Source organism: Lichenicoccus sp., from assembly GCF_965276875.1.
Lineage (GTDB): Bacteria > Pseudomonadota > Alphaproteobacteria > Acetobacterales > Acetobacteraceae > Lichenicoccus.
The window spans coordinates 3,132,707-3,148,952 of record NZ_OZ255701.1 but is presented as its reverse complement, the minus strand read 5'-3'; the positions used below and the strand labels follow the sequence as shown (position 1 = coordinate 3,148,952).

Genomic DNA, 16,246 nt, shown 5'->3' with positions numbered 1-16,246 from the left:
TAGCGAGACAACTCTTTTTCAGGGCGAGGTTCTGATCGGCGCCGAGCGGGACCCTTCTGACTTGCTGATTCCGTCAGCAAACATAAGCACTTATTGTGATGTCGGCGCGGGGTCCCTAGCCGGTGCTGGTTCGCAGTCACGGCGACGCTCAGCCCGTCGATCCTCCAGCAGCTCGCCATGCAGCGGTGGAACGAGTTGTGTCTGGCAAGTCCTGCAAAATGGTTTGGGCGCGGCGGTCACGGTGGTGATCGCAATTGTTCCTTGATCGCGTGACGGCTCTGAGCGGGGGAGGATTGGCCGGGTCGAGGCTGGCGCTCTTGCGCCACCGCGAAGCGGCGCGGAGCGGCCTTGAGGCGGACAAGCCTTCCCCGCATCCTGGGTCATGCAGCCAAGGCTCGCAGGGTTTCTTTCTTGTGCTCCCGCAGGTGCTCCATGTTGAGATAACGTAACGCTTCAAGCCAACCCTCGTGCGTCTCGATGGCCAGCGCGCGTGAGAGGCGCAGGCAGCTGGCGGTGTTGGGGAAGATGCGCACCACCAGGGTGCGGCGCTTCAGCTCCTGGTTCAGCCGCTCCAACATGTTGGTCGACTTCATGTGCTTGTGATGGGCTCTGGGCAGCCGATAGTAGGTGAGCGTCTCTTCGACGTTCTCCTCCACCCAGGCCACCAGCTTGGAATACTTGCCCTGCCATTTGGTGACCCACTGGGCGATGTCGCGGCGGACCTCCTCGATGTCGCGCCGGTCATAAAACCAGCGCAGCTCCATCAGGCAGTCGTCGTCATGCTTGCGCGGCAGGTAATCCAACGCGTTGCGCAGAAAGTGCACGTAGCAGCGCTGCCAGGCCGCCTCGGGCAAGATTTCCCGGATCGCCGCCTTGAGGCCCGCGTGATCGTCGCTAACCACATACTCCACCCCGTGCAGGCCGCGCGTCCGCAGTCCAGCCATGAAGTCTCGCCAACTCGACCGGCTCTCGCGGTTGGCGACCTCCACGCCCAGCACCTGGCGCCGCCCCTCCCAATCCACGCCGATCGCAATCAGCACCGCCTGGCTGACAATCACGCCGCCTTCGCGCACCCGCTCGTAGCGGGCATCCACAATGAGGTAGGGATACGGCTCCTCCAGCCGCCGACCAAAGAACGCCGTCAGCTTCTCGTCCAGCCGCGACGTCGCCTCGCTGATCGTCGAGGCCGAGAAGCTGTGACCGCATAGCTCCTCGGTGATTGCCTTGACCTTCCGCGTCGAGACACCCTGCACATACATCTCCGCAAGCGCCCCGACCAAGGCCTTCTCCGACCGCTGATAGCGCTCGAACAGCTCCGTCGAAAAATGACCCGCCCGGTCCTGCGGAACCCGAAGCTCCAAAACGCCGACACGGGTGATCAGCTTGCGGTCGTAGTAGCCCGACCGATGGCCCACCCGCTCGGCCGTTCGCTCGCTCTTGCCAGCTCCCAGCGCCTCGGTCATCTCCGCCTCTAGCACCTCCTGCAATGCCGCCTGCAAAACCGCCCGAAAGCCGTTCTCGTCAGACAGCAGCAGCGCCTTCATATCCGCGCCCAATGGCGCTAAATTCAACTTGGTCATGGCATCGCCCTTCCACGGGGTTGGTGACTTCGAACATCACCACTTTGCCATGACCACCTCGCTACCGCGATTTTGCAGAACCTTCAGGACACTACCTTATCCAACTGCCGAGTGGCAGGTTGGTCGCGCCCTACCGGGGACACGCCTCGTGCATGAGGCATTATGGTGCGGGATCCACGTGAACCCGACCGCATGTAATACCAATCGTCCTGGTGCCTGACTCGCAGGGATTCCCAAGAGGCGCGAGGTCTGATTCTCTGATGCTGCCGCCGGTTCGCGGCTTTGGAGGTTCAATATGGCGGTAGCAATTACCCGAATGGAGTATGACGCGGCTGGGCTACGTGATTTGGCGGTCAGGAGCCGGGATGCGGCGCAGAGCCGACGGCTTTTGGCCATCGCCATGGTGCTGGATGGCGGCAGTCGCGAGCATGCCGCCCGGCAAGCTGGCATGGATCGGCAAACGCTACGTGACTGGGTGCATCGCTTTAACGAGCTCGGCGTGGACGGCCTGATATCACGCTGTGCTCCGGGCCCGGCACCGAAGCTGACGGCGGCGCAGATGGAGGAGCTGCGAGCGCTGGTGCTCGCGGGTCCAGATCCCGAGCTCCACCATGTGGTGCGCTGGCGTTGTGCCGACTTGCGTGACGAAGTTGCCCGCCGCTTTGGGGTCGTCGTTCAGGAACGTGCCGTCGGAAAATGGTTACGCAAGCTTGGGCTAACCCGCCTGCAACCGCGTCCCTATCACCCGAAAAAGGACCCAGCAGCCGAGGAGGCTTTTAAAAAAACTTCTGTTCCTTGCTGAAGCAAGCGCTGCTCGGCACGGCCATAGGTATGCCGGTTGAAATTTGGTGGCAAGATGAAGCTCGGGTCGGCCAGCAGGGCACGCACGCTTATGTCTGGGCGCCAGTCGGCGCACGGCCTCTAATGGTGCGCGATAACCGCCACGACTCAGCGTACATCTTCGGCGCAATCTGTCCACAGCGCGGTGCTGGGGCTGCGATGATCACACCCGCAGCGAACACAGAAATGATGAACCTGCACTTGGCTGAAATCAGCACGCAGGTGGCACCTGGCGCTGTTGCAGTGCTCCTTTGCGACCGCGCGGGCTGGCACCAGCCGGGCGCTGACCTACAGGTTCCCGACAACATCAGGCTGCTTCATCTGCCGCCCTACAGCCCCGAGCTAAACCCAATGGAGAATGTCTGGGACTACCTGCGGCAAAACAAGCTCTGCGCCACCGTCTGGGGTAGCTATGCCGACATTGTTGAGGCCTGTCGGGTGGCATGGAATTGGTTGATCGCCGATCCGACACGTATCCAGTCAATCGGGACACGGCATTGGGCAGAGGTCAATGTCTAGGACGGTTGGTATAAGGTGATGCAGCTGCGGCTGTAGAGCAGGCTACCCCGGACCCAAACGCCTACCCGAACGCAGCCAAAGACCACGAAGAGCCGCCACCGAATATGCTTGACGACTGAACCCTCATGTAAAGATGAAGCTCGGGTCGGCCAGCAGGGCACGCACGCTTATGTCTGGGCGCCAGTCGGCGCACGGCCTCTGATGGTGCGCGATAACCGCCACGACTCGGCTTACATCTTCGGCGCAATCTGTCCACAGCGCGGTGCTGGGCAGCGATGATCACACCCGCAGCGAACACAGAAATGATGAACCTGCACTTGGTTGAAATCAGCACGCAGGTGGCACCTGGCGCTATTGCAGTGCTCCTTTGCGACCGCGCGGGCTGGCACAAGCCGGGCGCTAACCTACAAGTTCCCGACAACACCAGGCTGCTTCATCTGCCGCCCTACAGCCCCGAGCTAAACCCAATGGAAAATGTCTGGGACTACCTGCGGCAAAACAAGCTCTGCGCCACCGTCTGGGGTAGCTATGCCGACATTGTTGAGGCCTGTCGGAGCGCGTAGATTTGGTTGATCGCCGATCCGACACGTATCCAGTCAATCGGGACACGGCATTGGGCAGTGGTCAATGTCTAGGACGGTTGGTATTAGTCGGCGATCTAGGACCGCCAGGAGAACGATCCCACGGAGTTGGCCGCCTATTTGCGGGACGGCCGTGCCGGTCTTGCCGCGATCGACGGTTCAAAACCATTTCACGGTCTGACGCTCGAGGATCCGCGGTCGCGAGGCGATCGATACAAGCTTCTCCGCCGCGGTGGAGAAGCGCTCGTGGAAATCGGGTATCTTCTTTTAGACACCGGGGCGCCGATTGATACTGACGACGTGACCCCGATGTCACTTCTGACGGGCTGCGGCTAGGTTAACGTTAACCTTGCAGGCTACAGCGTCAGAGCGACATCCTCGAAGTTGAGCCGTGGCGATCGATTGAACACCTTGGCTGGATCTCCATGGCCGATGCCACAGATAAGGTTCGTTTGCCAAGGTTTATCAGCGAAAAACTCAGCGTCGACTTTTGCTGGGTCAAAGCCGGACATGGGCCCGACATCGAGTCCGACGGCTCGCAGGGCCAGCATGAAGTAGGCGGCCTGAAGCGAGCCGTTCCGAAACGCGGTCGGCTTGATCATCGCTTCATTGCTGGTGAAAAAGGCCTGCGCATTCGGGTTGTGAGGAAACACCTTTGGAAGCTGTCTATGAAACTCGATGTCATATGCAATGACTGCGATCACGGGTGCAGTCATGACTTTTTCTACATTAGTCGGCGCCAGCGCGGGTTTCAGACGCTCCTTTGCTTCGGCGGACCGCAACAAGAGCAGTCGCATCGGCTGCGTGTTCATGGAGGTCGGACCCCATTTGGCCATGTCATACGCCTTGCGGATCTCAGCATCGCCTACCGCGTTCGGACGCCAGCCATTTTGCGAGCGCCCGTCGATGAAAAGCGTCTCAAGGGTCACATTGTCCACGCTAGTCATTCCTATCTCGGATTAAACCTGGTTGTTGCAAACTGCCGACCGACAACCTGTCGCTAGCAAGTGGTATCAATTGCCCGAGCTGGTCCGAAATCAGTCGGCTATCGAACTTTTCAGTTATTGCTACTCCTCCAATGTGAAACCCACTTTTAGCGTCACCTGGATGTGCTGCACTTTGCTGCCGACGACATGCCCCCTGGTTTCCGTAACCTCGAACCAACCGATGTTCCGGATCGTCTCACCCGCTTTCGCAACCGCTCCTCGGATGGCATCTTCGAATGACGCCTCGGACGAGCCAACGATCTCTACGACCTTGTAGGTGTGGGCTGCCATCTGCTTCTCCCAAATCCTGCTAGCTGATGAACTATGTGGTTTGTGCATTCCTGTTCGTGCAACATCTCAATAGTGTGCCGTAGGTCAGGCGACCGGCATCTTGTTCGTGACAAGAAATCTTAATCCAAGAAAGGGAAGCAAATCTCCAAGCTCTTGGATCTCCACATACCGACTGCAACTTCCTGGGCCACGAAGAAGGCAGCGCGCAAATTCAGGCCCATCACTGCGTCGTAGTCTTCCGGAGTGACCTCGACGAAGGGCTTGGGTCGGTTGGTTCCCGCGTTGTTGACGAGGATGTCGAAGGCGGCACTCGACCTGAGCGCGACCGTGACCGCGCGGGTGTCGGTCACGTCGAGGAAGATCGCTTCCGCGCGGCCGCCCTGCTGGCGTATCGAGTCGGACGCAGCATCGATCTCCTCGGCGGAACGCGCGGCCAGCACCACATGCGCCCCGGCCTCGGCCAGGGCCGCCGCCGCCGCGAGCCCGATGCCCCGGCCCGCTCCAGTTACGAGCGCACGGCGACCATCGAGCCGGAACGAGGGGGTTACAGGGAGCGCCGTCACTCAGGAGCACACGCATACGCAACATTACGGCCGCCGTATCGCCGAACCCGGACATTGGCTTGTTCAGCATGGCCGACGAAGCCTTCCAGAATGCAGAGCCGTGAGCAATATTCGCCGATCTGCGCCGCCGCGGCGTCCGTCAGGATGCGCTGGTAGGTGCAGGTCTTGAGGAACTTGCCTACCCAGAGACCCCCCGTGTAGCGAGCCGACTTCTTGGTAGGCAGCGTATGGTTCGTGCCGATCACCTTGTCTCCGAAGGCGACGTTGGTCCGCGACCCGAGGAACAGCGCCCCGTAATTCGTCATGTGCTTGAGAAAATAGTCCGGATCACGGGTCATGACCTGCACGTGCTCGGAAGCGAGATCGTTGGCAACCTGAGCCATCTCCGCTTCGCTCTCGCAAACGATGACCTCCCCGTAATCAGCCCAGGCCTTTGCCGCAACCGCGGCAGTCGGCAGGATAACAAGGAGCCGGTCGATCTCGGCCAGGGTGTCGCGGGCAAGATTTTCGGAGGTGGTGAGCAGGACCGCGGGGGAGTTCACACCATGTTCCGCCTGCCCCAACAGGTCGGTCGCGCAGATCTCGCCGTCGACCGTCTCATCGGCGATCACCAGCGTCTCGGTAGGTCCGGCGAAGAGGTCGATGCCGACCCGGCCGAAGAGCTGCCGCTTCGCCTCGGCCACGAAGGCATTGCCGGGACCGACCAGCATGTCAACGGCCGCGATGGTTTCCGTGCCGAGTGCCATCGCTCCGACGGCCTGCACGCCGCCCAAGCAATAGATCTCGTTGGCGCCCGCGAGATGCTGGGCTGCCACGATCGCCGCCGCAGGCCTACCCTCGAACGGTGGCGCGCAGGTAACAATCCGTTCCACTCCCGCCACCTTGGCGGTGACGACGGACATATGAGCTGACGCGAGGAGGGGATATTTTCCGCCAGGTACGTAGCAGCCGACGGCGTTCATGGGAATGTTCTTGTGGCCGAGCACCACGCCCGGCAGGGTCTCGACTTCAAGGTCGACGAGGGCCTCGCGCTGCCGCTCCGCGAAGTTTCTGACCTGGGCCTGGGCGAACGCAATGTCATCAAGGTTGCGGGTTGTCAGCTGACCCATGCAATCGCGGATCTCGGCATCGGCCAGCCGGTAGTCGGAGCGCTCCCAACCGTCGAAACGCACCGACAGCTCACGGACCGCGGCGTCCCCGCGGCTCTCGATATCCGCCAGGATCGTCTCGACGATCTTACGGACCTGTTGATCATCTTTCACGCGCGCCTCGTCAGCGCGCCCTCGCTTTAGATAGTTCGGCATTCCGCTCCTCGGTCGTCTTCATAGGACGCCAGCCTGACCCCGGCATAGCCGGAAAAAGAACCCATCGTTCGGCCAGCTGCTTCTTCAGCCCGCTCCGCGGGTCCTTACCCGCCAGTGCTTTCTCACTCAGCTGATCTTGATCACGCCACCAACATTTTCTTCTCAAGTACGGAGTAGTGGCCGAAGAGCGGCTTTCCGATGAGCGCGCGCCCATAGTTTTCCGCGCACGTCTCATAGTTGAGGTGGGCATGGACGGTCGCGACGCGCACGTCGCGCGCGTAACGCTGCATCGGGTTCGCCTCATGAATGGTCGAGGCGCCGCTCCCACGATGAAGGATCTCGATCGCCTCGCAGCACCCCCGGACGGACATTGCGACATCGAATTTGAGCTTCGTCTGGAACAGATCGTCTGAAGGCTCACCGGCCGCCGCTCGCCGATCGAGCTCGTTGCAATCAGCTGTCAGAAGTCGTTCGGCGGCGTCGATGCGTGCGGTCGCTTCGACGAGCTGGAGATGGGTGACCGGAGCATCGGACTGGACCTTATAGTCTGTACCGACGATCCCGCGCTTGCCGAGACGCTCCATGTAATAGTCGAGCGCACCTTTCGCCATTCCCAGCGGAGTCGAGCCCGATAGAAGGGTCGTATAATCGAGGAAGTTGTTGAGAAACAGTACTTGGCCGAGCGGCGGTGTGCAAGGCCAATTGCCGGCATTGGCGTCCTTCATCCGGATCACGCGATGTTCCGGAACAAAGACCTCATTGACGAGCTGGACCGTGTTGCTCCCGGTCGCCTTCATGCCGCTCACGGCCCAGTCGTCAAGGATCTCGAACTCACTAGTGGGCACGAGCGGCAGAAGCATGTCCGGCTCGCCGTCCGGTCCTATGCACATGGAGCCGGGAATTGTCCATGCAGTATGTCGGCATCCACTGCAGAACGACCACCGTCCGCTCAGCATGTAGCCGCCCTCGACCCGGCGCGCTTTCCCCGGCCCCAGAGGCGAGAGCACGCCCGAAATGCGCGGCCCGACCCAGTCCATTCCGTAGACCTCGTCTTGCGCCTTCTTAGGGAACATGGCGATCCAGCGACCATGAGTCGTGGTCACCCAGCTCACCCAACCGGTTGAACCGGCGATTTTTCCAACAGCGGTATAAATTTCGCGCTGATCCGCCACTGAATAAGCGAGGCCGCCATACTCGAGTGGATAGCTGATCCGGAACACCCCGATCTTGTCGAGCGTCTGGATCGTCTCGTCGCTCAGCCGGCCCGCTTTCTCTTCCGAAAGGCATTTTGCCTGCAGCGTGGGCAAGGCGCGCTGGATCTGCTCCACCATCTCGGTGGCCGTGGGAGCGCCTTCCGACAAGCGCGTGATCTTTGAAACTGAGTTCATTTCACTTCTCCTGACGTCCATGTATCAGCTGATTTGTGATGGAGCGCGGCTGCCGGGCAGACGCTCACCGAACAGCTTGGTGCAATTCTCGCCGAGAATCTCGCCGATTTCCTGCTCTGACAGACCTCCGTCGCGCATGAAGCGCGCGGTGACTGTGGGAGCGAATGACGGCGCGTCGCTGCCGAACACCAGGCGATCGATGCCGTAGGCTTCGCGCGCGCTGGCGAGAATGGCCGGGTCGGGAAGCAGGTTGGTATCGTAGCTGAATCGTCTCAGCTCCGCGACCAGCGGTTCGTCCTGTCCTTCAGCGGCGAGGAGCGACTGTCCCTTGAATCGGTTGCCAAGCCAGACCACCCGCTGCAGCAGAAACGGCAGTGATCCGCCCAGCAGACCGATGATGACGTGCAAGCGGCGATGCGTGCGGCAAAGTGCGGCCAGCCGCAAGGTCGCGGTCGCAAGCTCGGCCGCGCTGCCGATGGTCACGGCGATTCCTGCATCTTCCATCCCTGCGAGACCTGGCTCGGTGCCACATAGGATACCGCCTGGATGGACGTATATGATCGCCTCGCGCCGATCGAGTTCGGCCCACATCTCGGAGAAGCGCGGATCATCGAGCGAATAACCGAGCGCCGAACAGCCGAAATGGATCCCGGCGAAATCCAGCTCGTCGAGGCAGCGCACGGCTTCTGCAGCCGCAGCCCCGGCATGGGGAAGGGGTACGCTGCCGAACGCGGCGAAACGGCCGTCATAACGGTCAACGACCATCTTGTAGGCATCATTGACTTCCCGGGCCGCCGCGTCGGCCAAACCGGGGTCCCGAAGATACGGACTGTTCGCGCTGGTGCTCAGAATTTGCAGTCTGATTCCGATCTCATCCTGCCCTTCGATCATCTTGCTCAGGGTCGCGTCGTCGTGAGCGACCCCGAAGGTGGGGCCGCCACCCGCGCGAAGCATGTCCATGTAGCGCGCCGGAAGATGATGGGCGTGAACATCGATATACATGGCCTTCTCCTTTTCCGACCGCCGCTCGCCTCATCACGTTCAGACTTACCAAGTCGGCGGCCGAACCTATCACCGTACCCGTTCTGGTAACCTTGACCCAACCACGCAACGCGATCTCTGGAACATGCAGCCGATTTCGCTCGAAGCTACGGTCGTTCCGAAAACGCCGCAGCGGGGCAGGCTGTTAGTACATGGTCTGCTTTGGATCCCGTTCGAGCCCGAACTGCTGGCGTCCCCAGGCGGCGAAGCTGATTTCGGGGTTGAGGCTTACGTGGCTGGCCGCGAAGTGGATGTCGCGCCAGGCACGCTGAATGGGGCTTGAGCTTGCAAAGCCGGCTGAGCCCGAGATCTTCATTACCATGTCCATTGCCTCGACGATAAGCTCCGACGTCCGCGCCTGATCACGATAAGCGCGGGCGCGCAAGGCCTCGGACGCCGGCTCCGGCGCCTCCGTCATTTCGATGCAGCGACGCATGAGCAGGTCAGCCGCGTCAAGATTGGCCGCGGCCCGCGCGAGGTGCACCTGGATGCTGGTGTATTCCGCGACCTGCGCACCGAACAGGCTCGCCCGCTTGGCCGTCCAGCTCCGATACTCTTCCAGTGCGCCAAGTGCCGCGCCGAGCATCGGGGCCAGGAACGTAAGCCCGATGTAGGTGACCCACGGCGCGCGATAGATCGGCCCGTTGTTGATCGTCCGACCGGGCGTGGTGGCATCGCGCATGTCGGCGATCCGAAGCGTATGTTCCGCCGGTACGAACACGTTCTCGACCACCAGCGTATTGCTTCCGGTCCCGCGCATCCCCGTGGTGTGCCAGGTATCAACGATCCTGTATTTGCCGGGCGGGACAAGAAAAATGGTCCAATCCGGGGCGCCGTCGGGACCAGGCAGCATCGCACCGGTCATGCTCCAGCTGGCGTGATTGATGCCGCTCACGTAGGGTATCGAGCACGAGACGATCCTGTAGCCACCCGCGACCTGCTCGATCTTCGAGGTCGGTGTCAGTGTACCCGCGATCCAGATGTCCGGACCATTGGCCCACACGTCAGCTTGCGCCGCCTCCGGGAACTGAGCAATGTAGTGCGGATGGTGGATCATCAGGCTCGCGCACCAGGCATGCGCCGCATCCGCCTTGCCGAGCTCGACGGCGACGTCGACCCAGGCCTGAAGCCCTAGTTGCATGCCGCCGAATCGCTTCGGGGTCAGAATGCGTGCCAGGCCGGCGTCGAGAAACTCCTTTGCCGACTCCGGCGGGATGGAACGGTTTTCCTCGGAGACCTCAGCGCGCGCGCGGATCGCCGGCAAAAGGCGCCGGACCTCCGACATGATCTCTTCGAGGGAAGTGGGCGGTCCGGACTGCAAGGCCCGCGAATAATCGCGCTTTACGACCGTGTCCAACATCTCGAGCTCCTTCTATGCAACGGATCAGTGGAACGGATGGCCGGGGAAGCCCATCGCAACCCGGCCGCGGCTCGTATAGGCGTCTGCCCGGTCGATGCCGATATGGACACCGCACGAGTGAATGTCGCGGAACAGCTGCTGCAGCGGATGCGAGTCGAACAAGGCCATGGCGCCGGAGCCAATGTAGAGCTGGTCGCTGAGTTCAATCGAGGAGCGCCCGATATAGCCCCGCCAGGAGAACAGCTTGGCACGCTCCTCCTCCGTCAGGACCCAGGATTCGCCGCAAATGGCGCGGTCCCAGCCTTCCTGCGCGTATTTTTCCGCAAGCGCATGGCAGGCATCCCATTGCGTCGCCGCGGCAGCCAACGCGAGCTGCGGCGCCGGCGCCTCGCGTGCCGCCGCCCCGCCCTCATACGGCCGGAGCCGCGCCTTGGTCCAGGTGCTGAACTCGTCCACGATCCGTTGCGCCGTGCCGAGCGTCGGAATCAGGATCGCCAGCCCCTGCAGGCTCATCAACGGCACCCGCCATAACGGGCCGTCATTCACCACCGCGCCGCGGGAGACCGCGACACGCCCAAGCGGGAACGCCCGGTGCGCCGGAACGAAGGCCCGGGTGATCGTGACCGCCCGGCTCGCGGAGCCTTTCAGCCCAAGCGTGTGCCAGTCATCCTCGATGACCACGTCAGACCGCGGAACGAAGAACAGCAGATGCTCCGGATGTTCCCCGTCCGGCGCGACCGTGATCCCTCCAACGCCGATCCACCCCGCCCACTCGATGCCGCTGGCGAACCGCCACCGGCCGGTCAGGACATACCCGTCCGCAACGCGTTCGATCTGGCCGACCGGAGCGAACGAGTCGCACACGAAGGCGTCGGGATCATTTCCCCATACATCGTGCTGAAGCTCGTCGGACGCGAACGCCATATACCACTCGTGGAAGCCGAGCAGCGAATAGAGCCAGCCCAGCGAGGTCGAAGCCCGCGAGATCTCGCGCCCGATATCCAGGAACGTCATCGGATCGGTCTCGGCACCTCCCCACTTGCGATGACGTATGAGCTTCGTCAGCCCCGTCGCGCGGAGCTTGTCCATCACTTCATCAGGCATACGCCGCTCACGCTCCGTCTCCTCACGGCAGCTAAAAGCCAGCTCACCAACTTCACGAGCCTGATCAAGAAGCTCGTCACGTGATAAGCCGGTTTTTATGGAACTGTAGTTATTCATTACTTTGGCTCCTCAAGGTTTGGGGGCTGTTATCGGGCCACGCGCTTATTATCAATCTGGTTCTTGATATCAACTGCGTTTGGGGTTCAACCCCAACCCGGTGCGCGGAAGTCTTCTACAGGCAACGTGCGATGGTAGGCGCGTTGGAAAAAGATAAGCGGCCTCGCGGCGCGCGCGACCGTCAACTCGCGCGGAGAAGCAAGAACAATGGTATGGTCGCCCGCTTCGACTTCTCGCTCGAAAACGCAGTCTGCCCAGGCAAGACAGCCACGAATGACATGCGCCTCGTTTTGCTCGAAAACCACACTGCGAAACTTGTCTGGCGACCAACCCGCGAGCGTCTGGCTCAAGCGTCTCTGGTCGCTCGCCAGGATATTGGCGGTGAACCGGCCCTCGGCCTTGACCGCAATCCAGGACCGGGAAGCGTTGGTGACCATGAAGCTGACGAGCGGCGGATCGAGAGACACCGAGGAAAACGTGCCCACGATGAGCCCCACGGGACCCCTGGCCGATCTGGCGACGATGGCGGTCACGCCGGTGGGCAGCTGGCCGAAGAACTCGCGATAATGCTGAGGATTCATGCCCGCCACCGTCCGTTTCCCAAGGCAGCTCCGTCAGAGAGCTCCAACGGCGCGCCGGTTTCCATGAGATGCTGGGCATAGGAGGCGAAAGCGATATCGTCGACGCCCACATGTGTCGCAGCCACGCTCATGTCTCGTAGCAGTTTCTCCAACACGCTCGGTCGATGCATGGCGTTTGATCCGGACCGATGAAATGCCAGTTGAACGCATTCGAGCGCGAGTTGCGTCGCCCAGACCGCCAAGGCTCGCGGCAGATATTGATCTTCGTGTGACCAGGACTGCAACGCGCCGGTCGCCGCGGCGTCGACACGACGGTAGAGCCAGTATCCTAGCGCCTCGACCGATTGCAACTTGACGACGGCCTGACCGAACTGTCCCTGCACGACTTCGCGATCGGCGACCTGACGGCCGGCCAACGGCTTGGCCAGAACGAAACGCAACTCGCGCAGCGCACGCCGGCCGACGCCGATCGCAAACGCGAGGTGCTCGTAGCTCTCGACGTATTCGAGTTCCACCAGATCGTATCGGCGCTTCCCTCGAACCTGACCATACGGGTTGTCCTCGTATCCGGTCAGCTCGGTCGGCAGGAAGTAGTCCGTGAGCTTGAAGTCGTTCGATCCGGTGCCGGACAGTCCGACCACGCTCCACGTATCGAGCAGCTCGACGTCGCCGGCAGGGATCGCCAGCGGCAGCACGCGCGAGGGATCGCGGTCGACAAAGGCGGTCGCGTGAACCCAACTCGCGTGATGGATGGAACTCGCCAGTCGCCACGTGCCGTTGAGCCTGTACCCGCCCTCGCAAGGTGTGGCGACCCCTCCGGGAGCGGCCACGATCGAACAGGCAGGCACGCCTTGGGCGAAAATCCGGTCGATCGCGGCGGGGGGCATGGTCGCACCGAGCACGGCGACCGAGCTGTTGGCGACCATCGTGCACCAGGCGCTGGAGGCATCCTCGGCAGCCAGCGCCGACAGCACCTGAATCTGCGTGACGATAGGAAGCTCCAATCCCCCTAGGTCATGGCACAGGCGCATGCGCCACAGCCCGTGCTCGCGCAAGGCATTGACGGAGGCGTCCCCGAGCCGACCCTGAACGTCGGCCTGCACGGCATCGCTCTGCAAGGTGTGCGCAATTGCCTTGACGGCCAATAATAGATTGACCGCTGATGCAGCACCCTCAGACATGGTCGTGCGCCCTGGCGGACGCGCAGCGCCCAGGGGACGCATCCGGGCTGCTGGCTATCGCTATCATAGGCTCACTCCCCCTTTGCTACCCTATTCGGGTTCTTATTATTGTTTAAGTTGATACCGTATGGCGATGACCGTACGGTACGGTAAAGATGCTCTCGGCTCTTGCCGGTGTCAAGTGAAAACGCTAAACGCGGCTCAAATGCCTGGGGAACTAGCGTGCGCGTGAGGACCGAAGACCGGAGACAGGCGATCATCGAGGTCGCCTTGGACATGTTCCGAGAGGTCGGCTTCGAACGGACGAGCATGACGATGATCGCGCGCCGCCTTGGTGGCTCAAAAGGCACGCTCTATGGCTACTTCCAGTCCAAGGAGGAGTTGTTCGAGACCGCGATAAAGGTGGCTTATGAGGGGCGCGGTGACCAAATCATGGCGCTCCTCGATCCGGAGACGCACGATCTGCGAGCAAATCTTGAGCGTTTCGCGAGCGCCTATCTCGACTTCATCCTTGAAAAGGATGTGCTGGCAATCACGCGCACCGCGGTCGCTGAGGGGGCGAGCTCTTCTCTCGGCGCCCATCTGTTCGAGCAGGGACCTCGGCATGCCATGATGATGCTTGTCAGGTTCTTTGCAGATCAGATAAAGCGCGGACGCTTACGTGACACCTCCCCGATCATAGCGGCACTCCATCTGAAGGGTCTCATCGAGGTGGACTTTCTTGAGGCTGCGCTATACGGCGCCAATTTCCAGATCGAGAGGCATGAAGCGATACCGTTTGCCGTTGATGCTTTTCTCCGGGCCTACGGGACTCCCAGCACAGAACAGGATCTTCAATCCGGGCACGAACCTGATCGACGGCTTGCAGATCATGCGGTTCACGAGCGCCCGGTGAATGAGCTAAAAATATCGTGACGGACGAAGCGGTAGCGCCTGTGGCGTTGCAGATTGCTGGACTACTCGATGCCTGACGTGTTCAGCCTATACGTTCTTGAGCCTAAGCGGCCGCAAGGACGATGACCATGGTGGCGCGGGATCGGTTACGCAGTCACGAGCCTGTCTCATGATATATCGCAATGTTTGCGTAACGCAACCGCCTGCGGCGCACTGCCTCTGAACCAGCTATGGATCCAGTTCAGCCGACGCGGTCGTATTGATAGTACTCCTGTTTTTCCTTCGCGATCAGCTCCTTCAATACGCGTCGGGCGAGCACCGAGCCGGCATCCGAGCGCAATAGCAGCGGCTTCATCGACAGCAGGTCGATCTCGTCGCCCATCTCTGCCGCGACCGCTTCAATCATCGGCTTGTCTTCGAAGTCGAACGCGTTGTTGAAGCCCGCGCGGAACAGGTCGAGCGGCACGTGCTCATGGCTGTATATGGCGGCCGACCAGAAGTAGTGCGTGTCGTGCTCCGTCTCCGGGGTCAGGATGTGCACCGACTTCAATGAATAGCCTGCCGAACGTGGCTCCCCGGTCCTGGTCACCGCCACCTCCAGATACATGGCGCCCGGCGGCTGCCATGACATCTCAAGCCACTGGTCGATAGGCGCGCCGTTGGTCGGGAACGAAGTTTGCTCCATTACCGGGGCGTTCTTGGCGTCGGTCGTCACCCAGTTCGAGAACACCGTGTTCCCGTTCCGACCGGCTGTATACTTGCTCGTCTTGTTGAACACACCGGAGAATCCCGGATGAACCATGTCGACGTGGCTCAGATCCATCAAGTTGTCGGTTTCCAGCTCGAAATGCGCCTTGACCGGAGTTAATCCGTAGACGTGTTTATACGTCATGTTGTCCGACAAATAGGGGAATTGCGGGATCGGCGAAGTGTCGCATTTCGCCGGGTCTCCGGGCCAGAACCAGACGATGTTGCTCTGTTCCACCACCGGGAAGCGCTGCACGCGCACGGCCTCGGGGATGCGCGTATCGCTCGTAATCGGGTTGGCGACGCATTGGCCGGTGCCGTCGAACACGAGACCATGGTACGGGCACTGGATCTGGTCGTTGATGACCTTGCCCTTCGAGAGCGGCGCGAAGCGGTGCGGGCAGCGATCACGGAGCGCCACCACGGTCCCATCCGTCTTGCGGTAGAACAGCGTGTTGACGCCGAGCAGGCGGCGTGACATCGGCTTTTCGGTGACCTCGTTGCACCAGGCGCCCATATACCAAGCATTCATCAGATAGTCCGTCATGTCATTTCCTCAAGGATTTAACGCCCACGTATCTGACGACCAAAAGCCCGATTGGTGTGTCGTTCGTCTCTCAATACAAAGACGATCGTTTGCCTGGCTGGGCCCGGACCTCAGGAGCGATTAAGTGCGATTATAGGCGCGCCGCATCGAACAGGAACTGCACGGCAGTCCATAATCTTGTATGAAGCGTCCAAATGGATCTGCTCACGCCCGCATTGGGATCAACCAGAGCACGATCGCGGCTCATTGCCGATGGCCGCCCCGGGGATGCAGTTTCGCTCGTCATTCTTACCTGGACGAGATCCCGCTCCATCATGATGTTGCCCTACTTGCCGACTAGCGGTTGGAAGCAAGAACCGGAGAGCCGCAAGCCGAAGTCCCGGACCTGATCTGCTGTCGGGCATTGTCGCCCTGGCGGTCCGAAAGCCGAACCGCTGACCCGCGACCTGCCCGAGGTAATGCAACCTTGCAGCGCAAGGGCGCAGCATGAATCGTGGCTGGTCGGTGCCATCGCTGTTCGAGGACACCGGCGAGCCTGAGCCCCAGCCGACCATGAGCCGGTATTGCAACCAGACATGTCCCGCAGGCCAGATAGAGCAGTAGCTAGTGCAGTTTGTGCCTT

The 16,246-nt window shown here is 61.3% G+C and carries 16 protein-coding genes; 4 read left to right on the top strand and 12 right to left on the bottom strand.

The window, feature by feature from the left end; translation table 11 throughout:
* Positions 1-380: 380 nt before the first annotated feature.
* Positions 381-1,580, bottom strand: a complete 1,200-nt coding sequence (locus tag ACQY4K_RS15265; protein WP_428390406.1) for an IS256 family transposase — start codon at positions 1,578-1,580, stop codon at positions 381-383.
* A gap of 295 nt (positions 1,581-1,875) precedes the next feature.
* On the opposite strand from ACQY4K_RS15265, the gene ACQY4K_RS15260 reads away from it, so the two are divergent.
* The 3 genes from ACQY4K_RS15260 (at position 1,876) to ACQY4K_RS15250 (ending at position 3,856) form a co-directional block, all read left to right on the top strand.
* A protein-coding gene (locus ACQY4K_RS15260) for an IS630 family transposase (RefSeq protein WP_428390468.1) occupies positions 1,876-2,939 on the top strand; the annotation gives its coding sequence in 2 pieces (ribosomal slippage) (positions 1,876-2,359 and positions 2,359-2,939; 1,065 coding nt in all).
* Between the two features lie 275 nt (positions 2,940-3,214).
* The gene (locus ACQY4K_RS15255; protein WP_428391041.1) at positions 3,215-3,502 is read left to right on the top strand and encodes a transposase; all 288 of its coding nucleotides are present in this window, start codon (positions 3,215-3,217) and stop codon (positions 3,500-3,502) included.
* 126 nt (positions 3,503-3,628) lie between these two features.
* Complete coding sequence (locus ACQY4K_RS15250; protein WP_428391040.1) at positions 3,629-3,856, top strand: hypothetical protein; 228 nt, start codon at positions 3,629-3,631, stop codon at positions 3,854-3,856.
* Between the two features lie 20 nt (positions 3,857-3,876).
* Here the strand turns inward: ACQY4K_RS15250 and ACQY4K_RS15245 are convergent, their stop codons facing one another.
* From ACQY4K_RS15245 to ACQY4K_RS15200, 10 genes are all read right to left on the bottom strand, one after another.
* Positions 3,877-4,458, bottom strand: coding sequence for a malonic semialdehyde reductase (locus tag ACQY4K_RS15245; RefSeq protein ID WP_428391039.1), 582 nt, complete (start codon positions 4,456-4,458; stop codon positions 3,877-3,879).
* Between the two features lie 129 nt (positions 4,459-4,587).
* Positions 4,588-4,797: a dodecin gene (locus ACQY4K_RS15240; RefSeq protein WP_428391038.1), complete on the bottom strand. Its 210-nt coding sequence runs from the start codon at positions 4,795-4,797 to the stop codon at positions 4,588-4,590.
* Positions 4,798-4,916: 119 nt separating this feature from the next.
* Positions 4,917-5,360, bottom strand: coding sequence for an SDR family NAD(P)-dependent oxidoreductase (locus ACQY4K_RS15235; protein WP_428391037.1), 444 nt, complete (start codon positions 5,358-5,360; stop codon positions 4,917-4,919).
* Positions 5,357-6,664: a histidinol dehydrogenase gene (gene hisD, locus ACQY4K_RS15230; protein WP_428391036.1), complete on the bottom strand. Its 1,308-nt coding sequence runs from the start codon at positions 6,662-6,664 to the stop codon at positions 5,357-5,359. Before hisD ends, ACQY4K_RS15235 begins: the two co-directional genes overlap by 4 nt.
* 140 nt (positions 6,665-6,804) lie before the next feature.
* Positions 6,805-8,052, bottom strand: a complete 1,248-nt coding sequence (locus tag ACQY4K_RS15225) for a hypothetical protein (RefSeq protein ID WP_428391035.1) — start codon at positions 8,050-8,052, stop codon at positions 6,805-6,807.
* A 24-nt stretch (positions 8,053-8,076) separates the two neighbouring features.
* Entirely contained in the window at positions 8,077-9,054 is a 978-nt protein-coding gene (locus tag ACQY4K_RS15220) for an amidohydrolase family protein (RefSeq protein ID WP_428391034.1), read from the bottom strand.
* Between the two features lie 184 nt (positions 9,055-9,238).
* Positions 9,239-10,453, bottom strand: a complete 1,215-nt coding sequence (locus ACQY4K_RS15215) for an acyl-CoA dehydrogenase family protein (RefSeq protein WP_428391027.1) — start codon at positions 10,451-10,453, stop codon at positions 9,239-9,241.
* 24 nt (positions 10,454-10,477) lie between these two features.
* Positions 10,478-11,674 carry an acyl-CoA dehydrogenase family protein gene (locus ACQY4K_RS15210; RefSeq protein ID WP_428391033.1) on the bottom strand — a complete coding sequence of 399 codons (1,197 nt, stop codon included), beginning with the start codon at positions 11,672-11,674 and terminating at the stop codon, positions 10,478-10,480.
* Positions 11,675-11,760: 86 nt separating this feature from the next.
* A complete protein-coding gene (locus ACQY4K_RS15205) occupies positions 11,761-12,255 on the bottom strand; it encodes a flavin reductase family protein (RefSeq protein ID WP_428396154.1) in 495 nt (164 codons plus the stop codon).
* A complete protein-coding gene (locus tag ACQY4K_RS15200) occupies positions 12,252-13,478 on the bottom strand; it encodes an acyl-CoA dehydrogenase family protein (protein WP_428391032.1) in 1,227 nt (408 codons plus the stop codon). Before ACQY4K_RS15200 ends, ACQY4K_RS15205 begins: the two co-directional genes overlap by 4 nt.
* 186 nt (positions 13,479-13,664) lie before the next feature.
* Between ACQY4K_RS15200 and ACQY4K_RS15195 the strand changes: the two genes are divergently transcribed.
* A complete protein-coding gene (locus tag ACQY4K_RS15195) occupies positions 13,665-14,351 on the top strand; it encodes a TetR/AcrR family transcriptional regulator (RefSeq protein ID WP_428391031.1) in 687 nt (228 codons plus the stop codon).
* A 220-nt stretch (positions 14,352-14,571) separates the two neighbouring features.
* Here the strand turns inward: ACQY4K_RS15195 and ACQY4K_RS15190 are convergent, their stop codons facing one another.
* Positions 14,572-15,624 (bottom strand): Rieske 2Fe-2S domain-containing protein, encoded by a 1,053-nt coding sequence (locus ACQY4K_RS15190; protein ID WP_428391030.1) that lies wholly within the window; start codon positions 15,622-15,624, stop codon positions 14,572-14,574.
* Positions 15,625-16,246: the final 622 nt, after the last annotated feature.

What these genes read in the sequence shown, in the direction of transcription:
- ACQY4K_RS15265 (WP_428390406.1), bottom strand. Translation starts at nt 1,580, where the DNA reads ATGACCAAGTTGAATTTAGCGCCATTGGGCGCGGATATGAAGGCGCTG.
- ACQY4K_RS15255 (WP_428391041.1), top strand. Translation starts at nt 3,215, where the DNA reads ATGATCACACCCGCAGCGAACACAGAAATGATGAACCTGCACTTGGTT.
- ACQY4K_RS15240 (WP_428391038.1), bottom strand. Translation starts at nt 4,797, where the DNA reads ATGGCAGCCCACACCTACAAGGTCGTAGAGATCGTTGGCTCGTCCGAG.
- hisD (WP_428391036.1), bottom strand. Translation starts at nt 6,664, where the DNA reads ATGCCGAACTATCTAAAGCGAGGGCGCGCTGACGAGGCGCGCGTGAAA.
- ACQY4K_RS15225 (WP_428391035.1), bottom strand. Translation starts at nt 8,052, where the DNA reads ATGAACTCAGTTTCAAAGATCACGCGCTTGTCGGAAGGCGCTCCCACG.
- ACQY4K_RS15220 (WP_428391034.1), bottom strand. Translation starts at nt 9,054, where the DNA reads ATGTATATCGATGTTCACGCCCATCATCTTCCGGCGCGCTACATGGAC.
- ACQY4K_RS15215 (WP_428391027.1), bottom strand. Translation starts at nt 10,453, where the DNA reads ATGTTGGACACGGTCGTAAAGCGCGATTATTCGCGGGCCTTGCAGTCC.
- ACQY4K_RS15210 (WP_428391033.1), bottom strand. Translation starts at nt 11,674, where the DNA reads ATGAATAACTACAGTTCCATAAAAACCGGCTTATCACGTGACGAGCTT.
- ACQY4K_RS15205 (WP_428396154.1), bottom strand. Translation starts at nt 12,255, where the DNA reads ATGAATCCTCAGCATTATCGCGAGTTCTTCGGCCAGCTGCCCACCGGC.
- ACQY4K_RS15200 (WP_428391032.1), bottom strand. Translation starts at nt 13,478, where the DNA reads ATGCGTCCCCTGGGCGCTGCGCGTCCGCCAGGGCGCACGACCATGTCT.
- ACQY4K_RS15190 (WP_428391030.1), bottom strand. Translation starts at nt 15,624, where the DNA reads ATGACGGACTATCTGATGAATGCTTGGTATATGGGCGCCTGGTGCAAC.